This window comes from Cognatishimia activa, from assembly GCF_001458335.1.
Taxonomy (GTDB): Bacteria; Pseudomonadota; Alphaproteobacteria; order Rhodobacterales; family Rhodobacteraceae; genus Cognatishimia; species Cognatishimia activa.
The window spans coordinates 67,164-90,326 of the sequence record NZ_CYTO01000004.1; the positions used below are offsets into that span (position 1 = coordinate 67,164).

The 23,163-nt window shown below is 57.0% G+C and carries 23 protein-coding genes; 5 read left to right on the forward strand and 18 right to left on the reverse strand.

Annotated elements, in window-relative coordinates:
• The first annotated feature begins 76 nt into the window (after positions 1 to 76).
• Together TA5113_RS01450 and TA5113_RS01455 are read left to right on the forward strand one after the other, a co-directional pair.
• Positions 77 to 313 carry a hypothetical protein gene (locus TA5113_RS01450; RefSeq protein WP_058313727.1) on the forward strand — a complete coding sequence of 79 codons (237 nt, stop codon included), beginning with the start codon at positions 77 to 79 and terminating at the stop codon, positions 311 to 313.
• A 226-nt stretch (positions 314 to 539) separates the two neighbouring features.
• Complete coding sequence (locus TA5113_RS01455) at positions 540 to 887, forward strand: DUF2794 domain-containing protein (protein ID WP_106387443.1); 348 nt, start codon at positions 540 to 542, stop codon at positions 885 to 887.
• On the opposite strand, the gene TA5113_RS01460 is transcribed toward TA5113_RS01455, so the two are convergent.
• The 3 genes from TA5113_RS01460 to TA5113_RS01470 form a co-directional block, all read right to left on the reverse strand.
• Entirely contained in the window at positions 879 to 1,727 is an 849-nt protein-coding gene (locus TA5113_RS01460) for a C40 family peptidase (RefSeq protein WP_058313729.1), read from the reverse strand. The genes TA5113_RS01455 and TA5113_RS01460 overlap by 9 nt on opposite strands.
• On the reverse strand, positions 1,724 to 3,115 hold the full coding sequence (locus TA5113_RS01465) for a leucyl aminopeptidase family protein (protein ID WP_058313730.1): 1,392 nt from the start codon (positions 3,113 to 3,115) through the stop codon (positions 1,724 to 1,726). The genes TA5113_RS01460 and TA5113_RS01465 overlap by 4 nt, the downstream gene beginning before the upstream one ends.
• A gap of 66 nt (positions 3,116 to 3,181) precedes the next feature.
• Positions 3,182 to 3,718 (reverse strand): hypothetical protein, encoded by a 537-nt coding sequence (locus tag TA5113_RS01470; RefSeq protein ID WP_131726392.1) that lies wholly within the window; start codon positions 3,716 to 3,718, stop codon positions 3,182 to 3,184.
• 26 nt (positions 3,719 to 3,744) lie between these two features.
• Here TA5113_RS01470 and TA5113_RS01475 point away from each other — a divergent pair, with 26 nt between their 5' ends.
• Positions 3,745 to 4,890: an amidohydrolase gene (locus TA5113_RS01475; protein WP_058313732.1), complete on the forward strand. Its 1,146-nt coding sequence runs from the start codon at positions 3,745 to 3,747 to the stop codon at positions 4,888 to 4,890.
• A 52-nt stretch (positions 4,891 to 4,942) separates the two neighbouring features.
• On the opposite strand, the gene TA5113_RS01480 is transcribed toward TA5113_RS01475, so the two are convergent.
• From TA5113_RS01480 to TA5113_RS01495, 3 genes are all read right to left on the reverse strand, one after another.
• On the reverse strand, positions 4,943 to 5,965 hold the full coding sequence (locus tag TA5113_RS01480; protein WP_058313733.1) for an aspartate-semialdehyde dehydrogenase: 1,023 nt from the start codon (positions 5,963 to 5,965) through the stop codon (positions 4,943 to 4,945).
• Between the two features lie 252 nt (positions 5,966 to 6,217).
• Entirely contained in the window at positions 6,218 to 7,027 is an 810-nt protein-coding gene (locus tag TA5113_RS01490) for a division plane positioning ATPase MipZ (protein ID WP_058313735.1), read from the reverse strand.
• Positions 7,028 to 7,151: 124 nt separating this feature from the next.
• Positions 7,152 to 7,709, reverse strand: a complete 558-nt coding sequence (locus TA5113_RS01495; RefSeq protein WP_058313736.1) for a pseudouridine synthase — start codon at positions 7,707 to 7,709, stop codon at positions 7,152 to 7,154.
• Between the two features lie 81 nt (positions 7,710 to 7,790).
• Between TA5113_RS01495 and TA5113_RS01500 the strand changes: the two genes are divergently transcribed.
• Positions 7,791 to 8,930 (forward strand): trans-sulfuration enzyme family protein, encoded by a 1,140-nt coding sequence (locus TA5113_RS01500; protein WP_058313737.1) that lies wholly within the window; start codon positions 7,791 to 7,793, stop codon positions 8,928 to 8,930.
• A gap of 12 nt (positions 8,931 to 8,942) precedes the next feature.
• Here the strand turns inward: TA5113_RS01500 and TA5113_RS01505 are convergent, their stop codons facing one another.
• Positions 8,943 to 9,602, reverse strand: a complete 660-nt coding sequence (locus TA5113_RS01505) for an SGNH/GDSL hydrolase family protein (RefSeq protein ID WP_245627100.1) — start codon at positions 9,600 to 9,602, stop codon at positions 8,943 to 8,945.
• Between the two features lie 63 nt (positions 9,603 to 9,665).
• Complete coding sequence (locus tag TA5113_RS01510) at positions 9,666 to 10,178, reverse strand: helix-turn-helix domain-containing protein (protein WP_245627101.1); 513 nt, start codon at positions 10,176 to 10,178, stop codon at positions 9,666 to 9,668.
• Positions 10,179 to 10,255: 77 nt separating this feature from the next.
• On the opposite strand from TA5113_RS01510, the gene TA5113_RS01515 reads away from it, so the two are divergent.
• The gene (locus TA5113_RS01515; protein ID WP_082625775.1) at positions 10,256 to 11,416 is read left to right on the forward strand and encodes a benzoate/H(+) symporter BenE family transporter; all 1,161 of its coding nucleotides are present in this window, start codon (positions 10,256 to 10,258) and stop codon (positions 11,414 to 11,416) included.
• Between the two features lie 509 nt (positions 11,417 to 11,925).
• Here the strand turns inward: TA5113_RS01515 and TA5113_RS01525 are convergent.
• From TA5113_RS01525 to TA5113_RS01570, 10 genes are all read right to left on the reverse strand, one after another.
• The gene (locus tag TA5113_RS01525) at positions 11,926 to 12,336 is read right to left on the reverse strand and encodes a universal stress protein (protein ID WP_058313742.1); all 411 of its coding nucleotides are present in this window, start codon (positions 12,334 to 12,336) and stop codon (positions 11,926 to 11,928) included.
• Between the two features lie 48 nt (positions 12,337 to 12,384).
• Positions 12,385 to 14,166: a thiamine pyrophosphate-binding protein gene (locus TA5113_RS01530; RefSeq protein WP_058313743.1), complete on the reverse strand. Its 1,782-nt coding sequence runs from the start codon at positions 14,164 to 14,166 to the stop codon at positions 12,385 to 12,387.
• Positions 14,166 to 15,575 carry an aldehyde dehydrogenase family protein gene (locus TA5113_RS01535; RefSeq protein ID WP_058316583.1) on the reverse strand — a complete coding sequence of 470 codons (1,410 nt, stop codon included), beginning with the start codon at positions 15,573 to 15,575 and terminating at the stop codon, positions 14,166 to 14,168. The genes TA5113_RS01530 and TA5113_RS01535 overlap by 1 nt, the downstream gene beginning before the upstream one ends.
• Positions 15,556 to 16,470 carry a sugar phosphate isomerase/epimerase family protein gene (locus tag TA5113_RS01540; RefSeq protein WP_058313744.1) on the reverse strand — a complete coding sequence of 305 codons (915 nt, stop codon included), beginning with the start codon at positions 16,468 to 16,470 and terminating at the stop codon, positions 15,556 to 15,558. Before TA5113_RS01540 ends, TA5113_RS01535 begins: the two co-directional genes overlap by 20 nt.
• A 98-nt stretch (positions 16,471 to 16,568) precedes the next feature.
• Entirely contained in the window at positions 16,569 to 17,759 is a 1,191-nt protein-coding gene (locus TA5113_RS01545) for a Gfo/Idh/MocA family protein (protein ID WP_058313745.1), read from the reverse strand.
• Positions 17,752 to 18,426: a hypothetical protein gene (locus tag TA5113_RS01550; protein ID WP_058313746.1), complete on the reverse strand. Its 675-nt coding sequence runs from the start codon at positions 18,424 to 18,426 to the stop codon at positions 17,752 to 17,754. The genes TA5113_RS01545 and TA5113_RS01550 overlap by 8 nt, the downstream gene beginning before the upstream one ends.
• Positions 18,416 to 19,612: a Gfo/Idh/MocA family protein gene (locus TA5113_RS01555; protein ID WP_058313747.1), complete on the reverse strand. Its 1,197-nt coding sequence runs from the start codon at positions 19,610 to 19,612 to the stop codon at positions 18,416 to 18,418. Before TA5113_RS01555 ends, TA5113_RS01550 begins: the two co-directional genes overlap by 11 nt.
• Positions 19,602 to 20,426 (reverse strand): citryl-CoA lyase, encoded by an 825-nt coding sequence (locus tag TA5113_RS01560; protein WP_058313748.1) that lies wholly within the window; start codon positions 20,424 to 20,426, stop codon positions 19,602 to 19,604. Before TA5113_RS01560 ends, TA5113_RS01555 begins: the two co-directional genes overlap by 11 nt.
• Complete coding sequence (locus tag TA5113_RS01565) at positions 20,423 to 21,280, reverse strand: shikimate dehydrogenase (RefSeq protein WP_058313749.1); 858 nt, start codon at positions 21,278 to 21,280, stop codon at positions 20,423 to 20,425. Before TA5113_RS01565 ends, TA5113_RS01560 begins: the two co-directional genes overlap by 4 nt.
• Complete coding sequence (locus tag TA5113_RS01570) at positions 21,277 to 23,160, reverse strand: bifunctional sugar phosphate isomerase/epimerase/4-hydroxyphenylpyruvate dioxygenase family protein (RefSeq protein WP_058313750.1); 1,884 nt, start codon at positions 23,158 to 23,160, stop codon at positions 21,277 to 21,279. The genes TA5113_RS01565 and TA5113_RS01570 overlap by 4 nt, the downstream gene beginning before the upstream one ends.
• Between the last annotated feature and the right edge of the window lie 3 nt (positions 23,161 to 23,163).

Below are 23,163 nucleotides of genomic sequence, written 5' to 3' on the forward strand. Positions count from 1 at the left end.
CTGACGAATGGCAAATCTCCAAATCCGACCTATATGGGGATTTGTGCGCCAAGGGCTTGATCAACGGGAAAAAACAATGTTGCAAGACAAAACTGCAGATCTCATCTCTCAGAAACAGAAAAAGCTGCTGGAGCGTTTGGTGGGAGAGCTCAGTAAAACCAGCCCAGACCTTTACTACCAATCCACAAGCCAAATCGCCCGACAGATTCGGCAATACATCGTTAATGGTGCGGGGCTCAATCAGGATGAACGTGAGCTGATGACATCGCTAGAACAGCGTGACATCGAAGTTTTGCTAAGCCTGCATAGCTAGGCAATCATAGCAAATGAATGTTGAAAAAGAGCCCCCGACGACACAACTGGGTGGGGGCAAGAAAAGAGTGCGTCGCCGGGGTAGCGGTATGTTCGCTATGATGTCTTTATCGCCTGCTCATTAGGCGGATTCGCGGAGGGTAAAGGGCGATTTGCTGATGAATCTTGGGCAAAATAGAGGCAGGGTTGATTTCCATTAAAATCAAGGCGAACCTGTTTTTATGAATATGTCTCCTATGACGCCCTTTCCAGGGAACCCTTCCGCGCCGCAACAGGTGGCCTTTCATCGTACCGAATTGAACGTCATCTTGTCGCTTTATGGGCGCATGGTCGCCGCTGGCGAGTGGCGAGACTACGGTATCTCCCATTTGAAAGATGTGGCCGTGTTTTCGATCTTTCGCCGCACAGCGGAGCATCCCATCTATCGTATTGAGAAATGCCCGAAGCTGCGCAATCGGCAAGGCCTGTATTCAGTGATCGGGATGGATGGACAGATCCTTAAGCGCGGACATGACTTGAAGACAGTGCTGCGCGTTTTGGAACGCAAGTTAATCCGGGCTGTCGACTTAGATTAACTGCGCGTTTGGCAGTAGGACCCGTTTGCGGGACGTTACCGGACCGTCCCCCTGACGCTCGATCCGTGCGATGGCGTCGTTCGTGTTTTCAAAACTAACTGCCATGTGATGGGCGTTTGCGTGGATGAGGCGGGTCTCGTCCACAATCATTGCCACGTGACCTTTCCAGAACAGCAAGTCATTGCGCTTGAGCTCCGCGTCTGCGGGCAATTCATAGCCGAGCATGTCTTCCTGCAGATCACTATCCCCAGCGCAGGCGACGCCGCATTCCGTGAATGCCGCTTGCACGAGCCCAGAGCAATCTATCCCAAACCGGCTGTTCCCGCCCCACAGGTAAGGGGTGTCTAGGAATGTCTTGGCGACGGAGACCGGGTCAGAAGGATGTTCCCCCACCGGCGAGCAATGCACCATCGGTACATAGCCTTCCGCAATTTTCAGGAACCCGTTTTCGTTTTCCATGCCATGCAAAAGACAACCATGGCTCAGGCGCATCCGGTCACGTGACTTGAAGTCGGCTTGCTCGTAAACGTGGGTGGCCGCCGCGGAGATCCGGTGCGTCGCCTCTGGGCTATGAGCAAGAGAGGATTTGGGCACATAGCCCACGTAACCATCTTTGTCCGACCGCACAAAGGCCCAGCCTTCATGGGTTTCATAGAGCCCAACGGTTTCGCCAAAAAGGAGCTGACGATCTCGGTGCCCTTCCGGGGCATTCATCAAATCGACCAGCGGCCAATTCACGGCATAGGGTTCAGGATCCACATAAGAGACCCCAGGCCATTCCGACTCGAGCGACGGATCGGCGACGCGTTTGTTTGCGGGGGTCAGTCTGCGATCTTTCATAGGTCGAGTATCTCAGGCAAAGCTTCTAGGATTGCACGGGCTCCCATGCCGACGCCGCCTTTGGGCCGTGCGGGTTTTGCAGAAGGGTTCCAGCCGTAAATATCAAAATGGGTGTACCTGCCTTCGGTCGCAAAACGACGCAGGAAAAGTGCGGCAGTGATGGACCCCGCAAACCCTCCGGCGGGTGCATTGTCTAGGTCCGCAATACCGGGTTCGACCATAGGCTCATAAGGGTCCCAGAAGGGCATACGCCAAAGAGGGTCGGCGACTTTGCTGCCCGCTTGGAACAGGGCCTCTGCGATATTGTCATCCTCTGCGTAGTAGGGGGAAAGGTCCGGGCCAACGGCAATACGCGCCGCACCCGTCAGCGTTGCCATTGAGATGATTTGATCCGGGTCGTCTTCGCTGGCGAGCGCAAGGGCGTCGGCCAAAACGAGGCGGCCTTCGGCGTCGGTGTTATTGATCTCGACCGTTAGGCCCTTGCGAGAGGTGAGAATGTCCCCCGGGCGGAATGCGTTAGCACTGACTGCGTTTTCAACCGCTGGAATAAGGACGCGAAGCTGCAGGGGAAGCTTCAAGGCCATGATCATATGAGCGAGCCCCAACACCGTTGCCGCGCCGCCCATGTCTTTTTTCATAAGGCCCATTGAGCTGCCGGGTTTAAGGTTTAAGCCTCCGGTGTCAAAGCACACGCCTTTGCCGACCAAAGTCAGTTTTGGGCCGGTACCTCCCCAACGCATATCCAGCAATCGCGGAGCGCGATCTGAGGCGCGACCAACAGTGTGAATAAGCGGGAAGTTCTCTTTCAGTAGGTCGTCGCCTCGTATCACCGAAAGTTGGGCTGAATGGGCGTCGGCAAGTTTTGACGTCGCCGCTTCCAATTCGTCCGGCCCCATATCATTGGCCGGGATGTTAATCAGATCCCGCGTCAATGCTTCGCCCGCGGCAATCGCCTCGATCTTTTCCGCATCGATACCATCGGGGCAAACCAGTTTGGCCTCATGCCCAGCGCCGGACTTATAGCGATCAAAGCGATAGGCAGACAGTAACCAGCCAAGGGCCTCCACTTCTGCGTCAAATCCATCAGGATTTTGGGCAATGGTGTAAGTGCCCTCGGACAATTTTGGGGCCGCAGCCGCCAAGGCAAAACGTCCGCGTTTACGGTCTTTTTCCGAGCCGAAACCAACGACCGCTGCTGTTTTCGATCCCTTGTCACCGGGGATGATCGATACTGCTCCGAGGCCCGGTTTGAAGCCAGTCGCTTTCAACCAGTTCTGTGTGGTCTCACTTTGTTCAACCAACCATGCGTCGAAACCGTCTGTGTCGACGATAAAAAGCGGTAGGTTGTCTGGGTCGTCTGAGGCGACTTTGGCAAAGGTTAGGGCCATGTTGCTCTTCTTTTGGTTGTGCGTCTTTCCCTCAGCCTATCCACAATGATTGACGCTGCAACCCTTTTATCCAGACACGTTCTGTAGATCCCAATAATCTGACAGTGACCGGTCCCCGATGCGCGTTAGCCGGCAAAAGGTTGCTGCGGTTGCCGGAACATTCTTTGTGTCGATGGTTTCAACCACCATCCTACAAACCCGCGTCAGGGTAGCCATGCCAATTTGATCGCCAATCGCGCCCATAGATCTCACGGTTTTTCGCAAGTCCTTCCATTCCTGCGCGCCAAACTGCTTTTCACCAGCAGATAGACGAATGGCCACTTCCTCCATTGCCTTTGCGATGACCTTTTCTGCGTCCTTAGATCCCAAAAGCTTTTCCAGCTCGGAAATTTTATCATGGTCCAAAAACACGGGTTCGTCCGTGTGTAAAATGCTCACTTGCTTCATGCCTGCCACCAAAGTTCCTAGCGTCCCCACGCATGGCGACGCTATGTGCTCAGTCCTTGGGAAAGTGTTGACGGCGAAGGGCGATTTACTTCGAAACTTAGGAAAAAGCTGTGAATATTCAGGCGGGCGCTTTTTCTTTTTGATGCCGCGTGCCATGGTTTTGTGCCACGAGGAGGTGTTGCGTGCTCACAGAAACCGATCTCAAAGATCTCACGAAATTTCGCCGTTCTTTGCACCGAAACCCCGAAGTCTCCGGTCAAGAATCGCGAACTGCATGGACCGTGAAAACTGCGCTTGATGAATTGTCACCGGCGACTGTGCTTACAGGTCTGGGCGGGCACGGCGTTGCGGCGGTGTTTGACAGTGGCCAGCCCGGAGAAACGGTGATGTTCCGGGCCGAACTCGATGCTTTGCCAATCGAGGAGATATCCAATGTTCCTTGGTCCTCAGAAGTCCCAGGAAAAGGACACCTCTGCGGTCACGATGGCCATATGACAATGTTGTTTGGGCTTGGCCGCTTGCTCTCGCGCAAGCCGCCCGCAAAAGGTCGCGTGGTCTTGCTATTTCAACCGGCCGAGGAAGATGGCAGCGGAGCGCGCGCTGTCACCGCTGATCCGAGATTTAAACAAATTGCCCCTGATTGGGCATTCGCGATCCATAACCTGCCGGGGCTTCCATTGGGTTTTGTCGGGACCCAAGCCGGGCTGATCAATTGTGCGTCCAAAGGGCTTTCGATCAATCTCGCAGGAAAAACGGCCCATGCGGCGGAGCCCTCCAAAGGGCGCTCACCGGCTATCGCGGTGGCGGAACTCATTCCTGTCCTAACGGCGCTGGGCAAAGATGGCCCTCTCAATGATGAATTCGGACTCCTCACCATCACACACGCGTCTATCGGAGAGCCAACATTTGGCATCGCGCCGGGAGAGGCGACGATCTATGCGACGCTCCGAACGACCCGTGATGACGCGATGGAAGATCTTGATCGAGATGTTCGGGCTGCGGTGATGAGCAGCGCCGAGAGACACGGCTTGTCAGTCAGTTTCCAAGAGCGCGACGTTTTTGCTGCGTCCATCAACGATGTTGATGCGGTCAAAGTCGCTGGGGCGGCAATGGACAGCTTGGGTATTCCCCACGGGACGCGCGGTGTGCCAATGCGCGCGTCCGAGGACTTTGGAGTGTTCGGTTGGAATTCTAAAGCAGCGATGCTGTGTCTGGGTTCGGGAGAAAGCCATCCAGCGCTTCACAATCCCGATTACGATTTTCCAGATGAGTTGATCCCGATAGGGGTATCGATTTTTGAGCGTATTGCTCGGGACCTTCTCGGCTAACAAAAAAGCCCCACCAATTGGCGGGGCTTTCCAGAAATCAATTGGCTAAAGCTTAGCCCTTTTTCAGAACCTCACGGCCCAACAGTTCCGCAATTTGAACCGCGTTCAACGCAGCACCCTTGCGCAGGTTGTCAGAAACGCACCACAGGTTGATGCCGTTATCGATGGTGCTGTCTTGGCGCACGCGGCTGATAAAGGTTGCGAAGTCGCCAACGCATTCTTTCGGGGTCACGTAGCCGCCGTCTTCGCGCTTGTCGATCACCATGATGCCTGGGCTTTCACGCAGGATGTCACGGGCTTCGTCTTCGTCCAAAAAGTCTTCGAACTCGATGTTGATGGATTCAGAGTGGCCTACAAAAACAGGCACACGCACACAAGTCGCGGTGACTTTGATCGCCGGATCAACGATCTTCTTGGTTTCCGCAACCATCTTCCACTCTTCTTTGGTGGAGCCGTCTTCCATGAAGACGTCGATATGCGGGATCACGTTGAACGCGATCTCTTTGGTGTAGACCTTGGCAGGTACGTCCACAGTCGGGTTGTAAACCGCTTTGGTCTGTTCCCACAGCTCTTCCATCGCGTCTTTGCCGGAGCCAGAAACGGATTGATAAGTGGACACCACCACGCGTTTGATTTTTGCACGGTCATGCAGCGGCTTCAGAGCCACAACCATCTGCGCAGTTGAGCAGTTTGGGTTGGCAATGATGTTCTTCTGAGAATAGCCGTGAACCGCCTCTGGGTTACACTCGGGCACGATCAGAGGGACCTCTGGATCGTAGCGATAGAGCGAGCTATTGTCGATCACGACACAGCCGGCCGCAGCCGCTTTTGGGGCGTATTCTTTCGTTGCAGTGGAACCCACCGCAAACAGGGCCATATCCCAACCGGTGAAGTCGAAGGTGTCCAGGTCTTCGGTCTTCAGGGTTTTATCGCCAAAAGAAACTTCGGTTCCCAAGGAACGACGGCTCGCCAGAACCGCAATCTCATCAATAGGGAACTGGCGTTCAGCCAGGATGTTTAGCATTTCGCGGCCCACATTACCTGTGGCGCCTACGACAACGACGCGATAGCCCATTGTATTTCTCCATTTTTCGGACGGGTCCTATTAGCGCTGTTTCGTCTTGGGAAAAAGGCCAAGTGCGACGCTTTCTTGTGATTTGGTGCATTCAGAAAGGCGATTTGTGGCCTTTGAGAAGCGATTTGTGCACCCTAACGGATGGTTTTCCGCGATAACCGAAATATCCAAAGAAAAAAGGCCCGCGAGTGTTTCGCGGGCTTTTTTCGTCAATTACGGAAAGCTGGTGATTCTTGGTGGCGTCTGCCGCCCCTAGAAGTCGACCTTTACATCCGGAAGATCCAGCGCTTTGATCAGATCACGCAGCTCTTGGCGCGCCGCGACGTTGGAGATGTTGAGTTGCTTCACGCCAATGTCTTTCAGGTCCAAAAGTGTCAGGCCGCGCGGGAACAGTTCCCGGAAAATCACCCGCTCGTTAAAACCCGGCGCGGTCCGGAAGCCGATGCGTTTGGCCAACCGGTCCAGCGCTTTTCCCATCTTCTCTTTGTTGACCATGTTCTGCGCGCCCAAACGGTTGCGTACCACGATCCAATCAATGGGTTTCAGGCCGGCTTGCGCGCGCAATTGGCGCGCGTTCCAAACCATCTCAGAATAGACCGACGGGCCAAGGATTTTCTCTCCATTGTCATCCACGTGCGCCAACAGATCGAAGTCGACAAAGCTGTCGTTGAGTGGTGTGATCAATGTATCTGCTAGAGAATGGGCAACTTGGCTCAAACGTGTATGACTGCCGGGGCAGTCGATCAGGATAAAGTCCGTTTGCGGCTCCAACTCAGCGACCGCTGCAGACAGGCGAAGGTCGTAGATATTCTCACCTTCCTGTACCGTGGCGGGATCGATATCCGGGAGCGGATGATAGAAAGGGCTCGGCAGTTCAAGGCCTGCTTTTTCGCAGAAGGATTTCCGTTTTTCGACGTAGCTACCAAAAGTGCGTTGCCGCAAGTCGAGGTCCAAGCCGCCGACGCGATATCCCATCCGGGCCAACGCAGTTGCCACATGCATGGATACCGTCGATTTTCCGGCGCCGCCTTTTTCGTTCCCCACGACAATAATATGTGCCATGTGCCCGTCCCCATTCGCTTTGTATCTATGGTCGCAGCACTGATCAGCGACCCGCATTGCGTATACTATATGTTGTGTCGCCCTTTAGGGGAAGCGCGATGGGTGTGGTTATCCACAGGTTTTGTTAGCGCTGTGTCGTTTCGATCCAACTGCCATTCTCGATACCGTCAATGGTCCAGGCGCCGATGCGGTAGCGGATCAGGCGCAACGTCGGATGGCCTACCGCAGCTGTCATACGGCGCACCTGACGGTTGCGACCCTCGGTAATGGTCAGCTTGATCCAACTATCGGCGACGTTTTTGCGGTATCGGATGGGAGGCGTGCGTGGCCAAAGTATCAATGGCTCGTCCATCCGTTCGGCTTTGGCGGGACGGGTCATCCCGTCTTTGAGTTTCACCCCATTGCGAAGTTGTTCAAGTGCCTCGTCAGATGGAACGCCTTCCACCTGTGCCCAATAGCATTTGGACATCTTGTTCTTTGGATTGGCGATGCGGTTTTGCAATTTGCCGTCATCGGTGAGCAGCAACAACCCTTCGCTGTCGCGATCCAAACGCCCAGCCGCGTAGACCCCCGGCACGTCGATGAACTCTGACAACGTGCGGCGCGTGCTACCTTCCGTGCCTTTGTCGGTGAATTGCGACAGCACATCGAACGGCTTGTTAAATAAGATGACCCGAGACATGCGAGCGCTTTACACGCTCAACCGACGTTTGGCTATTGCGGCCACGGAAATTCCCATTCAACGTGGCGCAGGAAGGAGCGCATGATGAAAAAAGATGTGAAGCCCGCCACATTGCTGGCCCATGCCGGTGGCGCGAATGACCCTCAAACCGGCGGGATTGTTCCGCCCATCATGCCTGCCACCACGTTTTCGCGTGGAGAGGATTATGCACTTCATAACCCCGACAATACCTATCAACGGCCCCATAGCGAGACGGTGCGCCTTGCAGAGAATGTGATCCGTGAACTGGAAGGTGCGGCAGACACGCTTCTTTTTCCCTCTGGGATGGCGGCGACAGCGGCGGCGTTTCGGTGGTTGCCAAATGGAGCGCATGTGGTCCTGCAAGACGGCATTTATTGGGGGAGCACCAAGTGGATCAAAGAGTTCTGTGCGCGTCGCGGAATGCGCTTGAGCTTGGTGGACCCAACCGATTTGCATGCGTTGGAAACGGTATGCGCAGATGGTGCAGATCTGGTGTTTGTGGAAACTCCCTCTAATCCGCTTCTGAAAGTCGTCGATATTGCGAGCGTGGCTCGGATTGCAACTGCGGCGGGCGCTGTTTCCGTGATCGATGGCACGGCGGCCTCTCCAGCCTTATCGCAGCCGCTGAAACTTGGTGCCGACATCGTCATGCATTCGGCGACCAAATCTCTCAACGGGCACTCAGATGTCTTAGGTGGCGTGTTGTCCTGCCGAGAAGAGACCGAAGTTTGGGACGTAATTCGCACCGACCGCGCCGATGCAGGGGCGATCATGGGGCCCTTTGAGGCGTGGCTTTTGTTGCGCGGGATGCGAACGCTTGCGTTGCGGGCGGAGCGTATGAGCGACAACGCCTTGGCTTTGGCGACTTACTTAAAAGATCATCCGGCCGTTGAAGGCGTCCTTTATCCCGGTCTTGACGATCATCCGGGTCACGATCTGGCCGCAGCGCAGATGTCCGGCGGATATGGCAGTTTGCTTTCGGTGCTGATCAAGGGGGACATGGATCGCGCTCTAGAAGTGGCAGGGCGGTTGCAAGTCTTTATCCGCGCGACCTCTCTTGGAGGCGTGGAAAGCTTGGTAGAGCACCGCTACTCTCTTGAGCCCCACACCGGGCTGCCGAAGAATCTGCTGCGGATCTCTGCAGGGATCGAAGATGTGGGGGACTTGATCGAGGACTTTGCACAAGCCCTCGGCCAATAGGCTTCCCAAAAATTAGCGGATTGGATCCACTTTGCGGATGTAATTTGTCACCCTCTTTCCAATCTCGGCACTGCCTTTTAGCGAAGGGTGGATCATATCCAAGCCATGGAAAGAGCGGTCACCGTGCGGCACAAGATCGGCAATCGAAACAAAATGCACCCCATAGGTCGATTTTGCCATCTGTGACAGGCGTTTTTCTAGCTCGTCGCCTTCGTCCTTGCAGCTCTCGATAGGGGAGCCAACGCCAGGGCTGCGCAAATAGCCAACCCAAAGCACTTGCGCGCCGGTGCCGCGCAGGCGGGACACGAGGCTTGGGATTTTACCAACCTTGCCGTCGTCAGAGATCAGCTTTTCCATCTTGTTATCACAGCCGTGACAACCACAGCCAAGCCACAGATCATTGCCGCCGCCATTGACGACAACCCAATCCCACGCGCCTCCGCGGAACTGCTTAGCAATGTTAAGCCCCATTGCGCCGGTAATTGGCAGTGCATAGGACATGCTGGCACCAAGCATGGAATGGTCTTGAATGGGTTCGTTCAAGGAACGCGCCACATAGTTGGACACGGCGCGACCGGATACCTTATGGGCGGCCATCATGGAATCGCCCATGGCCAGAATGCGCGGCCCTTGCGTAACCTCGGGGGAGCCTGCGGGGGCAACGCAGCTCATCAATATTGCGCCCGATAACAGGGGCACTAGGAACTTCTTACTCATAATTGTCTCAGCTTTTAGTCAGCCTGGGTAGTGAATTGTGTTGTGGATATGCACTGGAAATACGCCGAGATTGCGGTAGGCGTGGGGCTGGTCCGCGTCAAATCTAAGGGAATTTCCTTGCGAAACCGGATGCCAAGACCCGTCAAAATACATCTCAAAATCACCATCTACTGCGAAGACATCTTCGACAACACCTGTCCGGTGCGCCGCAGATTCATGGGTGAGACCGGGCGCAAGGCCGACGACAAACGTCTCTGATCGCAGCTTTGGATCATAGGGAAACAAGGTCTTAACAGAAATGCTGTCAGCGAAATGGACGCCCTGTTGCGGAGGCTCAGTGATAAGGGCGGACAGAGGCAGTTTTAAACCTTTGGAGAGTTTCCACAGTGTCGCGATGGTGGGGCTACTCTCACCGCGCTCAATCTGACCGAGCATGGCTTTGCTGACGCCTGTTAATTCCTGAACGGCGGATAGGCTAAGACCCGCAGCGGATCGCAGAGCTTTCAGATTAATTTGGATATCTCGGTCCATCATTGCCGCCTTCTGTTTTGTGCGTTATAACGCACGACGGTGATTTCCGCCACTGAATTACGTAAAGGGATCGACCCGTGTTTGGTTTGAAACTCTCGCATATAACCTCCGGGATGCTGCCGGTTTTGGTTGGTTACACCGGTAGTATCGCTGTGATCTTCGCGGCAATTGAGGCCTTGGACGCGACGCAAGCGCAGGCCAATAGTTGGCTTTGGGCGCTGGGCGTGGGTATGGGGCTCAGCGGTCTAGTCCTTGCGCTGATCTACCGGATGCCAATTCTCACCGCCTGGTCCACCCCCGGCGCTGCGCTGATTGCTGTTTCGGGCGAAGGTATTCCGATGGAGCAAGCCATCGGGGCGTTTGTGTTCTGCGGCCTGCTCTTTTTGATCACGGGCGTGACGGGCATCTTTGCAAAGCTCACCCGGTTAATCCCACCCGCTCTTGCAAGCGCGATGTTGGCGGGCATTTTGTTTCGCTTTGGACTGGGCGCTTTCGAGGCGCTGGAACAAGCGCCGGTCCTGGTTCTTCTGATGTTGGCAACATGGCTCGCCGGCCGTTTATGGTTTCCTCAATTGGCGATTGCGGCAGTTCTCTTGGTCGGAGCAGGGTTTTGCGCCCTAACCGGCTTCTACAATGAAGACACGCAATTTGCCTTTGAGATCGCGATGCCAGTTTGGGTGACGCCTGAGTTTGATCCGGCGGTTTTGATCAGCCTCGGTTTGCCGCTTTATATCGTCACGATGTCTTCGCAAAACATGCCTGGCGTGGTTGTTCTGAAATCGGCAGGCTACGAGCCGCCGGTCTCTGCCACAATGAATGTGACCGGTCTGACATCGATGATCCTAGCGCCCTTTGGAGGTTTCGCTTTTAACTTCGCCGCCATCACTGCTGCGCTCACGTCGGGTCCAGAAACGGATATCGATCCATCGCAACGCTATAAAGCCGTCGTTGTGAGCGGTCTATTCAACACGTTGGCAGGGTTCTTCGGCGCGGTGATCATCAGCTTGTTTCTCATGGCGCCCGAGGCATTGGTTTTGGCGATAGCCGGGATCGCATTGCTGGGCACTATCACGGCGAGCCTCACTGCGGCGATGGGTGACGCGCAGGATCGAGATGCAGCTTTGGTGACCTTTATGTTTGTCGTAAGCGGTGTCAGCTTCTTTAACATCGGAGCCCCGGTTTGGGGGCTGTTGATGGGGTTGGCCGTGAAGTTCGTCTTGGATCGGCGACTGAGATAGTAATTAAAAGTTGGAGCAATCTGCAAGATGCCTGTTAAGGCCACGCTGCAAGGTAGCAGACGGCAGCTTGGAGCCCAACTTAACCGAGCGAGCAGTTGCAGCAATTTGCAGCCGCAGCGAAATCGCGCGAGTATGGTCGGCCCATAGGCGACATTCAACAGGGTGGTCGAATGCCACGACCGCAACCCGCATTGCGAACACTCGTTTCGACTGTTTATTTTTGGCAACCAAAATCAGCATCGCAGATGGAGTTGCACTTCTTGGTCGATCATCATCAATCTGATTTGGGATGAGCAGATAGAAGGGATCATCTTTTGCCTTGTCAGAGATTCTCTGAGCCTGACTGTGTGTTTACTCTACCAGCAAAACCGATAGAGATAGCAACCGACCTTCGCCGCGCTTGCCTGCTCAATTGGCCAGTGGAACATCGATGTTAGAATTCTGCTCGCCACTCCAATGCCTCACATCGCCACAATCAAACCATTCAAAACAGAAAGCACGCTTTCCGGTCACCTTACCACAAGCACCGAACATGGCGCCCGTCTTGCCAATCGCGATGCGGTTGAGCCAAGCGCATAGCCCTCGCTTCCGGGGCGGCTTGCGCCTGTGACGATCAGGTCCGCGCCGATTTCATCGGCGTAGGTTGCAATTACCACGCCGGGCTTGCCAGCTAGCGTGACGCGCTCGACGTCTTCTTGGCCGGTCAAGGCCACGTCGAAGGCTCTCCTGATCTCTTGCAACATCTTTGTACGATCTGGCTTCACCATGGCGTATTCGGCGACATAGGTTGGAATGCCTTCGAACACCGAAACCGCGATGATGCGGCCTTCCGGCCCTCGCAACTGCCGAGCCACCTCCAGTTTTCGCGCAATCGTTTCAGTATGATCCAGAGCGACCGGGACGAGGATGGTGTTAAACATGATGATCTCCCGATGAAAGGCCGGGGCGCGTAGCCCCGGCTGTTGGTGTTAGGTTGCAACGTGAGACACGTTTTTGTCCGGCGAGTAGATGTCGAGGATATTCCAGTGCCCGGTTGTGGGCGTTGGGTTGTTGATCATCGGGACATCCAGAACCGTGGGTTTTCCGCTTGCGATTGCGGCCTGAAGCGCAGGCAACAATTCGCCCGCTGACGACAGACGCAGGCCTTCCGCCCCGTATGCTTTAGCGATATCGGCATAACCCGGACCGTTCGCTGGCGCGGCGGCAGAGCCGGGGAAGGTCGTGCCATATGTCAGGCCATAGTGCGCTTTTTGCAGGCCAGCGATTGTGCCGAAAGCGTTGTTGTTCATGACAAGCCAGATGATGCCAAGATCTAGTTCTACTGCCGTGGCCAGCATCGACGGATTCTGGCCGAAGCCACCATCCCCAACAAGGCTGATGACCACACGCTCGGGTGCTGCCAGTTTGGCTCCGATAGCACCGGGAGGGCCAAAGCCCATAGTCGCAAATCCGCCGGGCGTCAGGATCGAGCCGGGTGTCAGAATGTCGAACTGCTGCCCGACGCCGTTCTTGTTCCAGCCAACATCGGTGGTGATGATCGCATCTTCTGGTAGGGCCTTACGGGTGTCCGCCAGAATGCGTTCAGGCATCATCGGGAAGGCAGAGGAGGTCTGCATCTCTTCGTTGGACGCTTTGAACGTCGTCCGGAACTCCGCGATCTCTGCCCGCTTTTCTGTGCGGGGGAAGCCATCGGGATACATTTCTTTTGCGACGCGGGTCAGCACGCGCAGGGCGGCCTTGGCGTCTGCAACCACTCCGATTTCGGTTGGGTAGTTGCGACCGATCTCTTGCGGTTCGATGTCGATGTGGATCACTTTGGAACCGGGGATGTTGAACGTATAGCCCGGATACCAGGACGAACAATCCGCCTCTTTAAACCGGGTGCCAACGGCAAAGATGTAATCTGCATTCAGGCAGGACTGGTTGACCAACTCGGTGCCCCAGAAGCCCGTCATACCCATGACCAGCGGGTGATCATCGCGCAGTGCGCCCTTGCCCATCAGGCTATGGGCCACGGGCAGGCCCATGTGCTCGACGAACTCGCGAAGCTCTTCGCTGGCCTGTGCCAGCAGGATGCCACCGCCGACATAGGCCACCGGCTTTTCTGCATCGGCCAGACGCTTCACAATCTGGCGGGCGGTCTCGTCGTCAATCGACGGTTTAACCAGCGACCGAGTGTTGTCGATGATCCGATCGAAGCTGTCCGAAGGGATCACTTCCGAGAAGATGTCCATAGGCACATTAACCAGCACCGGACCGGGCTGGCCGCTTTCAGCCAGATGGAACGCCTTTTCAAGAATTTCGGCCATCAGGTCGGCACGATCCACGCGCCAGGCGCGTTTCACGAAGGGGCGATAGATCTCATACTGCTGCGCGTCGGCGTGCAGGTTGACCTCTTGATGCGGGTGTTTGCCATAGTAATGCGTCGGAATGTCCCCCGCGATCACCACCATCGGGATACAGTCCAACGCCGCGTTGGCTACTCCGGTGGCACAGTTGGTCAAACCCGGGGAGAGGTGGGACAGCAACACCGAGGCCTTGCCCGTCACACGCGCATAGGCGTCCGCGGCGTGGCTTGCGATTTGCTCGTGGCGCACGGTGACAAAGTCGATAGGGCTTTCGGCCAGCGCCGCCAGAACCGAGATATTCGTGTGCCCGCACAGGCCGAACACATGTTTGACTTCACGCCGTTCCAGAAAGTCGACGATGTGCTCGGCGACGGTTTTACCTTCTACTTGTGTGCCGTCCATCACGCGACCTCCTGTCCAAAGAACTCACCGAACAGCTCCGCTTCCGAAGGGCGATCCTCGGGGATCGGGCGGCTGACCCAGGTGTAGTTCATCATGTGTTTCATGGTGACGTTTTCGTTGGTGATGTTGCCGCCCCAAATGCCGCAGCCCAAAGAGCTGGTCATTGGCATGCCGTTGGTCCAGGCCCCTGCGTTGGCCTTAGATTGCGGTTGACGCACCATCATCCGGCTGACCGGGGCAACGCGGGCCAGCGCATCAATGTGGTCGTTGTTGTGCGAATAGATGCCGCAGGAATGACCCTTGCCGCCGGTCTCGTAAATCTGGCGAACGGTCTCCAGCGCATCGTCAAACGTCTCGAAGTGATACAGCGCCATCAAAGTGGTCAGCTTTTCTTTCGAGAACTTGTGATCTGGCCCAATCTGGCCTTGATTTTCGACCATTAGAAACTTTCGATCCTCGGGGACCGAGAACCCGGCCACATCAGCGGTCTGCTGCGGTTTGCAGGCAATCGTCGGGAAGGTGCGGTTGCCCTTCTCGTCCCACATGGCCTTTTCCAGAAGCGCCTTCTCCTCGGCCGAACACAGATAACCTCCTTCGGCCTGCAGCGCGTTGACCATGTCGTCATAGATCGACTTCTGGATGATGATGTTGCCATCTGCGGAACAGCCCGAGCCAAAGTCCGACGTCTTTGAAATTCGGGTGTTCTGTGCGGCGATGTCGAGATCGGCGGTTTCGTCGATCACGATAGAGGAGTTACCAGCGCCCACCCCATAGGCCGGCCGGCCCGAGCTGTAAGCCGCCTTCACCATCGGTTTGCCACCGGTGGCCAGCGTCAGGTCGCAGATCTCCATCAGGTGCTGGGTCAGCGGGATCGAGGGTCTGCGAATGGATTGGAACAGGTCTTCCGGTGCACCCGCGGCCCGGCAGGCCGCCCGCATCACGTCGACCATCTCAAACGTGGTCTGTGCGGTGCGCGGATGAGGAGAGAAGATCACTGCATTGCGCGCATTGGCCGAGGACACGCCGGTCACCGGCGGGGTCATGGCCGGGTTGGTCATCGGCACCAGAGAGGCAATCACTCCCGCAGGTTTGGCGTATTTGACCAGACCTTTTTCCTCGTCCACCTCGACAATCCCGGTCGAAGGCGTGCGCAGCACATCGCGCAGCACCATGTGGATCTTGAACCGCTTACCCGGCCGCCCATTACGATCCCCGATGCCGCTTTCGTCCACGCCCTGTTCGGCAAGTCGGGTGAAAGTTTTCTCGTTCCCCGCATACCAGGCAATCGCCTGAGACAGGCGATCCAGACGCTCTTGCGACCAGTCTTCAATCTCGGCCATCGCCGCGCGCGCACGCGACAGCATGTCCGCCGCCAACTGGCGGTCTTCTTCAGTGAGCTCTTTGCCCATGTCTTTCCTCGTGAGTTTTCAGGATAGCTGTGTCCGGCATACGGCGCTGAGACCGCGCTTCGCCGAAAGTTCGTTTCGCGTGCTGCAGGCAACGGCGCGCATGTTCTTCATACCCAAGCTCTGCCACACGGCTTTGGTTAGGTAGTTCGATCGAGTAGTCCACCGGCGGCATACGCTCGATGATGCCCGCGAAATCAATCCAACCCTCGCCGGGATAAAGCCGTGCGTCCCGGGCCAGTTGGATCATCCCCTCACGGGTGTCGGCAATACCGGGCAGGCAGTCAGAAATGTGCAGGAAGTGGAACAGCTCGGAGGGCACATGAAGCAGCTCTCCAAGATCGACGCGGGAAAGGTGCAGGTAAAGCGTGTCGACTAGAATTCCGCCATTGGGCCGGTCCGCCGCGCGGACGATATCGAGGGTTTCGTCTAACGTGCGCAGGCGTGAAAAGGAGGGGAATTCAAGGTCCACCGTAATGCCATAAGGCGCGGCCAGATCGCAGGTCTCTCCGTAGACATCAACCAGGAAATTCCGGTCATCTCGCGTCTGGGTCCACGCCGACATGATCATGCGCTTGGCCCCCAACTCTCCGCCAAGCTCCAGCGCGCGCTCAAAACTGCGCGGGTCCACGTCTTCGGTGATGCGCGCAAGCTCTACATCAAGAACCTTCAACCCGGTCGTGGCGAGGGCGGTTTTGGTTGCTTGCACCTGCGCATTGTCCACCGGCTTTTCTTTGAACTCACCGGGCACTTTCATCGGTATGAAACGAGGGCTGACTGCGTCATAGCCCGCCCGCGCTGCGATATAGACCAGCTCGGGCGGCGTTGCGCCAATCAGTGTCAGATGGGCCAATGAATACAGAGGCTCTGTCAGCGTCTCAGGGGCGCTTTTGGGCATTTGATCGGCTCCGGATTACGTCAGCGACTCGCAGGCTTGTCTTACGTATTCCAAAATATCTGATATTTTGAAAAATATCAATTACTGAATTTGAGTGCTTAGATTTTTGTCCAAGCCCCCCCGGAAGCATTCGATCTGACAGAGGCATCGATGAACCGGACGCCAGCGGCCCCCTCGTCTACACGCGGGAACCCGACCCAGCCTTGCGGGGCTGCGATGCCGTCTTTGCGGGCGGCGACCGCCATAGCGAGTTCCATGTAGAGATTGGCCCAAGCCTCTATGATGCCTTCAGGGAAACCGCGCGCGGCCCGCACCAGCCGTTCAGTTCGTGCGCTGACGCCATGGCCGTGGCCCCGGCTGATCATACGGTCAGGCTCACCATAGCGGACGAACTTCAAACGCTCGGAATTCTCGAGATCCCATTCAAGCCCCCCTTCAGAGCCATAGACCCGCAGCCGCAAACCACCACGGTTGCCCGGAGCAAGTCGCGTTGCCATCAGGGTGCCCGGCACGTCGCCGGCGTAACGGGTGAACATGAAAGCCGTGTCTTCCAAAGGTTTCGGTGCGCCACAGACATGGAATTCCGCCCGCAGTTCGGTCATTTCCAGCCCTGACACGAAGCTCGCCAGATGGGCGGCATGGGTGCCGATATCACCGACACAGCTGGTCGGACCAGAGATCTTCGGATCCAAACGCCATTTGACATGGGGCGCGTCCGCGACGTCTTCGGGAGTCATCCAGTCCTGCAGAAACTCGACGTGGATTTGGTTGATCTTGCCAATACCGCCTTCCGCGACGATCTCGCGCGCCTGCCGGATCATGGGAAAACAGGACATGGCGTAGCCGACGCCAAACACCTGACCAGTCTGCGCGGCAAGGTCGACCAAGGCTTCGGCCTCGGCCACCTCATTGGTCAAAGGCTTGTCACAAAGGACGTCGATCCCGGCCTCAAGAAAGACCTTTGCTGCCTCGAAATGGAGGTGGTTGGGCGTCGTGATCATGACCGCGTCCACCCCGTCGGGGCGGGCTGCTTCGGCCTTGGCCATTTCCCCGAACGAGGCGTAGCAACGCTCTGGCGGAAGGAACCACTCGGCCCCGCGTTCACGCGCTCGGTCAGGGTCGGAAGACAAGGCGCCGGCAGTCACTTCCCAACGATCCGTCAAACGGGCCGCAGTTGCTTGGGTCGCCGAAATGCGGCCACCACCTACGACCCCCAGCCGTAGGCGACGGGACAAACGTGGGTAAGGTCCCTCAAATTCAAAGTTTTCCGGCAGCAATTTCTCAGTCATTTTCGCCTCCCACTCCAGGGATCGGCGCCCCGTCAGGTAGAATTTCCAACGCCATAAAGATGCTGGGCGTGGTGGTTTCGTATTGGTGCCAGGGATAGTTGCCCTTGGCGTCATACATCGGGCGATGGGTGATACCGGGCGCCATGGGGTCCTCTAGATACAGTGTCTCCGGATCGCGCGCGCGGCACTGTTGCATTTTACCGTAGCCGACGATCTGCGTGTGCACTTCGCGGAACCCGGAGACGGGGCAGAACGGATGCTCTTTGTGCAGCCCGACATTCAGCGGCACCGAAGCTGAATGATACATCGTCAAGCCAATGTTCCCGACAAACTGCTTGGGCGACATATAGTGCTCTACCCCGCGCAGACGCTCTTCGCCGCGCACTTCGAAGGCAGAGGGCCAGACCTTGCGCACTTCTTCGCACAACGTGGTTTCGTCGGGATGAGCGTCGAAACGGTCAATAACCACGGCTCGATCTACGTCGCGCAAGGTGGTCTTGGCGAAGATTGCAGACTGCAGGGGCAGCAGGGTTTGCTCTTCAATCAGGATTGGCCGATCAGCCACATTCAGAACGATAGCCCGATCTGTGACCGGATACTCGGCCTCGTTGGTAATGTGTCGGATTCCGAAAAACGGCTCTGCGATATTGACTTGCTCACAGGGCATGTTCGGCCTCCACGGGGGCAAAGCCCTCACTTTCAGGGAAATTCTCGGGCAAAAGATCCGGGATGGGGCACGAGCTTTCGATCGTTTGATACAGACCGTGCACCGGGGCCCGGGCGATGGCGTCCATCACCTCGAACACGTGGAAAGAAAGATCGCCACTTGCGCGCACCGGGCGGTCATCGCGCACGGCATAGGCCAAATCCAGCAGACCAAGCCCACGGCTGTTCTGGTTGAAGCCATGACGGTTTTCGACTTCATGCCAATCATCGCGCCCGGCGGGCCGTGGTTGGTGGGACCATCTTGAAGTCTCGCGGGTTCGCAGCCAGACCGGACCATGGAAGTCGTTGGCGCCATGCACCGGGTCGGGATCGGGGATCGAGATCACACCGGTCTCTCCATAAATTTCAAATCGAGGCGTTTCGCTGTCCCAGATATCAAAGCTCATGGTCATCGACCCGATGGCCCCGGCTTCAAACTCAAGCAGGCTAAGCGAATGCGTGTCGACCCCGACGTCGACCCATTCACCATTGCGGGGGCCGTTCTCGATCAGACGGCGATCGAAGGCACGGTTGGCCATGCCCGCAACCCGCGCGACCGGGCCAAGGCAGAAAATCATGGCAGTCAGGTAATACGGGCCAAGATCCAGCAGCGGACCCCCGCCCGGTTTGTAGTAGAAATCCGGGTTCGGGTGATGCCGTTCCGTGCCATGTGTGCCGACATGAGCAAAGACACCCGTCGGCCGCCCAATCGCGCCTTCGTCAATCAGGCGACGCACGGTTTGCCACCGGCCACCCAGAAACGTATCCGGCGCATTGCCTAGCTTCAGACCTTTGGCATTCGCAAGGTCAAGAAGCTCACGGCCCTCTTCCATATCCGTCACGAAAGGCTTCTCGGAATAGACATGCTTGCCCACCACCAAAGCGCGACGCGTTATCTCGGCATGGGCTGCCGGGATGGTCAGGTTCAGTATGCAATCGATGGAGGGGTCAGAGATGACCTCTTCCACCGAACAAGAGCGCGCGATCCTATGCTGTTCAGCCTTGGCGCGGCTTTCTTCGGGATCGAGGCTTGCGCAGGCGACCACGTCGATCTCAGTGAATTTTGCAAGTGTTTTTAAATAGATGTCGCTTATGCGACCACAGCCGATTAGGCCGACCCGGAAGGCTTTCGGTAAGTTACCGGTCATCGTCTTTCGCTTCGTAGAGGGGAAAATATTGGGGGGGCATTGGCCCTTTGTTGCGGCCACCTTGCTGCATTTGTTCCCAGCCGTGGGACAATACGCCCACGGACCGGGACAGACAGAACAAACCGCGTGACAAAGGGGCCGGGAAGCCAAGCTCGCAAAAGATTACGGCTGTAGCTCCGTCGATGTTCATCGCAATGGGACGGCCACCGCGTTGGTGGCCAAGCTCGGCCTGAACGGCCTCGCCGATATCGGCGTAACGGCCCGAAACCGTGCCTTTCGCAGCGGCCTGACGCACCAGAGCCATCAGACGCGGGGCACGCGGATCCACCGGCTTGTGAAACCGGTGCCCGAACCCCGAGACGATCTTACCATGCTCGGCACGCCACGCATCCAAGCCGTCGCGAACGGCGTCCTCCAAGCCTGCGCCGGCATCCATTCGGTCGGCGATGTCGAAATAGAGCTCTGCGCATTGTTCGCCCGCCCCACCATGCACATCGCCCAGCATGTTGACCGCCGTAGCCATCACATTGTTCAATCCCAACCCACAGGTGGCAGCCATACGCGCTGCCGCAATCGAGGGTGCCTGAGGCCCGTGATCAACCCCCGCCACAAGGGCGGTCTCAAACAGCGCCGCCTGATCTGTCGTAGGCATGTCGCCTCGGACCATCAGCCAGATCATTTGCGGGAAGGAAACATTCCCGATCAGCTTTTCAATCGGGTGACCGCGAAAGGCGATTCGACCCGGCTCCATGTCGATGATCGACGTGCGCCACCAATGGCGGACGGCTTCGGCGTCAGAAGGTTGAGTGGTCATGCAGGGACCTCCTCTTGGGGCACAAGCCAGTCGAAACTGTTGAACATGCGTCGTGCCAAGGCGACGCGGCCGGTGATCAGGTGGAAAGCGGCGGCGGCTTGGAAAACAGCCATTCCGGAACCATCCAGCGTTCGCAGACGGCGCGCCTGCGCTGCCTGCAGAAGGGCGGTCTGGCGTGGGAAATAGACGATGTCTGCGACCCAACAGGCAGGGTTAAGCATTGCAGGGTCCACCGCCATACCGGGTTGGCTGGCCATGCCCATCGGGGTGGCATTCACGACGCCATTCATGCCGACCAGTTCGCTTTGCGAGAGCGCTTCGATGCGCCGGACCATCGCCCTTGGCCGCGCGCACCTGATCCGTTCAGCAAGCTCCTGCGCTGCAGAGGGTCTTTGGTCAAATATGAAAAGATTCTCGCAACCTTGATCGATCAGGGCCAGTGCAACCGCACCCCCAGCACCGCCAGCGCCCACCAGTGACACATTTTGGATCAACGTCATCGCCGGGGCCCCGCGCAGCGCAGACCGGAAGCCCACATAATCGGTGTTATGGCCAATACGCTGCCCGTCCTTGAACAACACGGTATTTACCGCCCCAAGTAGGCGCGCCGTGTCTGACAGTTCATCCATTTGCTCTGTCGCCGCCCGCTTGAACGGATAGGTTACATTGACACCTGCAAGACCCCCTGACTGCGCCTTGTCCAGTATCTGTGGAAGGGTCATGCTGTTGAACTCGGCCGTGGCGGTATCAAAGCGCTGGTAGTCGTAGACGAAACCCTGCGCCTGGGCCTCTGCCAGATGCATTTCTGGGGTCAGGGATTTGGCGATGCCATATCCGATCAAAGCAGCTTTCATATCCGCGGCATCCCGGCTGGTCGTTGGTGTTTCATCTGCGCTGCAAGCCGGGCCGAGGCATTCCGCGCGCCATAGCCCGCGTAGCCGCCACGCCGTTCAACGATCTCAAAAAAGAAACCGTTGAAGATAGGCTGGCTGTAAATCTGGAAGTATTCGGACGTCCCATGTCGGTCGTAAAGGATATTGTCGTCCCGCAACCGGCCTGTCGTTTCGTCGTCCAAACCGAATTGCGCCTGTAGATCGTCATAGTAGTTGGGCGAGATTTCCAGACGCGGGAACCCATTTTGTGCCAGCAGCTCAGACGTTTCGAAAATGTCATCGCTCAGCATCGCAATGTGCTGAACGCCTGCCCCGAACCGATCCTCAAGGAAGGACGCGGCAAAGGTTCGACGCCCCTCGGCCCCGTTCAGGTTCAGGCGCACCTCGCCTTCGGGGCTTTCAATCGCTTGGCTATGAACAACCCCTGATGGGTCGGCGACATCCACGATCGGGGTCTTGGCCATCTCGAAGGTCGAGATGTAATAAAGCAGCCAGCTTTGCATTTCTTCATAGCGCATGGTTTGTGCGACGTGGTCGATGCGGCGCAGGCCGGCGGGTTGGGTTGCGCTGGTCTTGGCGACGGGTTCAAACTCGATATCCCAGACGCGATGCAGATCGGACTTTTCATCGATAAAGTGGACGACATTCCCCCCCACTCCGCGAATGGCGGGAATATCCAGTTCACCCGACCCAACTGGCTGAGAGAAGCGCGGTGTTCCAAGGAGAGTCGCGCGTTCCACTGTCTGTTCTGCATCTTTTACGCGCAGGCCCATATCGCAGACGGACGGTCCGTGGCTAAGAAATGCGGAATGTGCGAACCCCTCTTTCGAGATATTCACGACGATATTGATCGCACCCTGCCGCCAAAGCTGGACGGGTTTGGAAACATGTTGCCGCTCCATCCGGAAGCACAGGGCGGAAAGCAGGTCCGTCAGCACCTTGCCGCTGGTCTCGTCAGCCGTGAATTCAATGAACTCAAACCCAGAGGTATAAACGCGCGACGGCAGGGTTGGGATATCGAAGGTCAGGTCCGGATCGCTGCGTGACACGTCATCCAGCAAATTGACCAGCGCGCGAAATCCATCCTGCGCCAAGGTGCGGCCACCCGGTCTGGGGCTGTGCTCGTTCACGCGGGCGACTGACCAAGAGCCAGCATAACCGCTTCTGGCCAGCACCTTGACGAAACCTGCCAAGTTCAGGGCACCCTGCCCAGGCAGCAGCCCGAAATGGCGTTTCAACCCACGTATGTTGCCCTGCGTTCGCGGTGCATCAGACAGCTGAACGTGGAACACACGATCCCCGGGGATGTGGCGTAGTTGAGCCGGTTTGGTTCCATCTGCCAGTGAGAAATAGCTGTTCAAGGCAAGTCCAAGGCTTGGACTGTTGATCTCCTCGACCAGTTTAAGCGCGACTTCGTCAGTCTGGACATCCCCGGCCCAAGGCAATGCCAGATAGCCCAACCGAACCCCATGCTTGGCCGCCCGTTCAGCAGCCTCGGTCAGATCCGCCAGAGTAGTTTCGCGATCGGCCTCCAAACTGGATGCGCCCACTAGCATCAGATCTGTGCCAAGCACTTGCATCAGGTCAAACTTGCGTTCCAACCGATCGAATGCCCGAACTCTGTCTTTGCCTGTCCACCCTTCAAGATCATTGAAAGGCTTCAACAAGTTGATCCGCAGGCCGAGGTCAGTCACCCGGTCGGCAAGTTCTGCCGCGCTGCCGTGGTATCCGGTGAAATCCGGCTCGTGCAGCTCAATTCCATCGAAACCCGCCTCGGCAATAGCCGCAAGTTTCTCTCGCAAATCACCGGGGATAGACGTGGTCGAAATTGAAAGTGACATGGG

Coding starts and splice junctions, on each gene's coding strand:
- TA5113_RS01555 (WP_058313747.1), bottom strand. CDS start 19,612: ATGACCGGTAACTTACCGAAAGCCTTCCGGGTCGGCCTAATCGGCTGT.
- TA5113_RS01500 (WP_058313737.1), top strand. CDS start 7,791: ATGATGAAAAAAGATGTGAAGCCCGCCACATTGCTGGCCCATGCCGGT.
- TA5113_RS01560 (WP_058313748.1), bottom strand. CDS start 20,426: ATGACCACTCAACCTTCTGACGCCGAAGCCGTCCGCCATTGGTGGCGC.
- TA5113_RS01550 (WP_058313746.1), bottom strand. CDS start 18,426: ATGCCCTGTGAGCAAGTCAATATCGCAGAGCCGTTTTTCGGAATCCGA.
- TA5113_RS01490 (WP_058313735.1), bottom strand. CDS start 7,027: ATGGCACATATTATTGTCGTGGGGAACGAAAAAGGCGGCGCCGGAAAA.
- TA5113_RS01525 (WP_058313742.1), bottom strand. CDS start 12,336: ATGTTTAACACCATCCTCGTCCCGGTCGCTCTGGATCATACTGAAACG.
- TA5113_RS01465 (WP_058313730.1), bottom strand. CDS start 3,115: ATGGCCCTAACCTTTGCCAAAGTCGCCTCAGACGACCCAGACAACCTA.
- TA5113_RS01455 (WP_106387443.1), top strand. CDS start 540: ATGTCTCCTATGACGCCCTTTCCAGGGAACCCTTCCGCGCCGCAACAG.
- TA5113_RS01460 (WP_058313729.1), bottom strand. CDS start 1,727: ATGAAAGATCGCAGACTGACCCCCGCAAACAAACGCGTCGCCGATCCG.
- TA5113_RS01505 (WP_245627100.1), bottom strand. CDS start 9,602: ATGAGCTGCGTTGCCCCCGCAGGCTCCCCCGAGGTTACGCAAGGGCCG.
- TA5113_RS01530 (WP_058313743.1), bottom strand. CDS start 14,166: ATGGACGGCACACAAGTAGAAGGTAAAACCGTCGCCGAGCACATCGTC.
- TA5113_RS01480 (WP_058313733.1), bottom strand. CDS start 5,965: ATGGGCTATCGCGTCGTTGTCGTAGGCGCCACAGGTAATGTGGGCCGC.
- TA5113_RS01535 (WP_058316583.1), bottom strand. CDS start 15,575: ATGGGCAAAGAGCTCACTGAAGAAGACCGCCAGTTGGCGGCGGACATG.
- TA5113_RS01495 (WP_058313736.1), bottom strand. CDS start 7,709: ATGTCTCGGGTCATCTTATTTAACAAGCCGTTCGATGTGCTGTCGCAA.
- TA5113_RS01565 (WP_058313749.1), bottom strand. CDS start 21,280: ATGAAAGCTGCTTTGATCGGATATGGCATCGCCAAATCCCTGACCCCA.
- TA5113_RS01510 (WP_245627101.1), bottom strand. CDS start 10,178: ATGGACCGAGATATCCAAATTAATCTGAAAGCTCTGCGATCCGCTGCG.
- TA5113_RS01450 (WP_058313727.1), top strand. CDS start 77: ATGTTGCAAGACAAAACTGCAGATCTCATCTCTCAGAAACAGAAAAAG.
- TA5113_RS01570 (WP_058313750.1), bottom strand. CDS start 23,160: ATGTCACTTTCAATTTCGACCACGTCTATCCCCGGTGATTTGCGAGAG.
- TA5113_RS01470 (WP_131726392.1), bottom strand. CDS start 3,718: ATGGCACGCGGCATCAAAAAGAAAAAGCGCCCGCCTGAATATTCACAG.
- TA5113_RS01540 (WP_058313744.1), bottom strand. CDS start 16,470: ATGCCCAAAAGCGCCCCTGAGACGCTGACAGAGCCTCTGTATTCATTG.
- TA5113_RS01545 (WP_058313745.1), bottom strand. CDS start 17,759: ATGACTGAGAAATTGCTGCCGGAAAACTTTGAATTTGAGGGACCTTAC.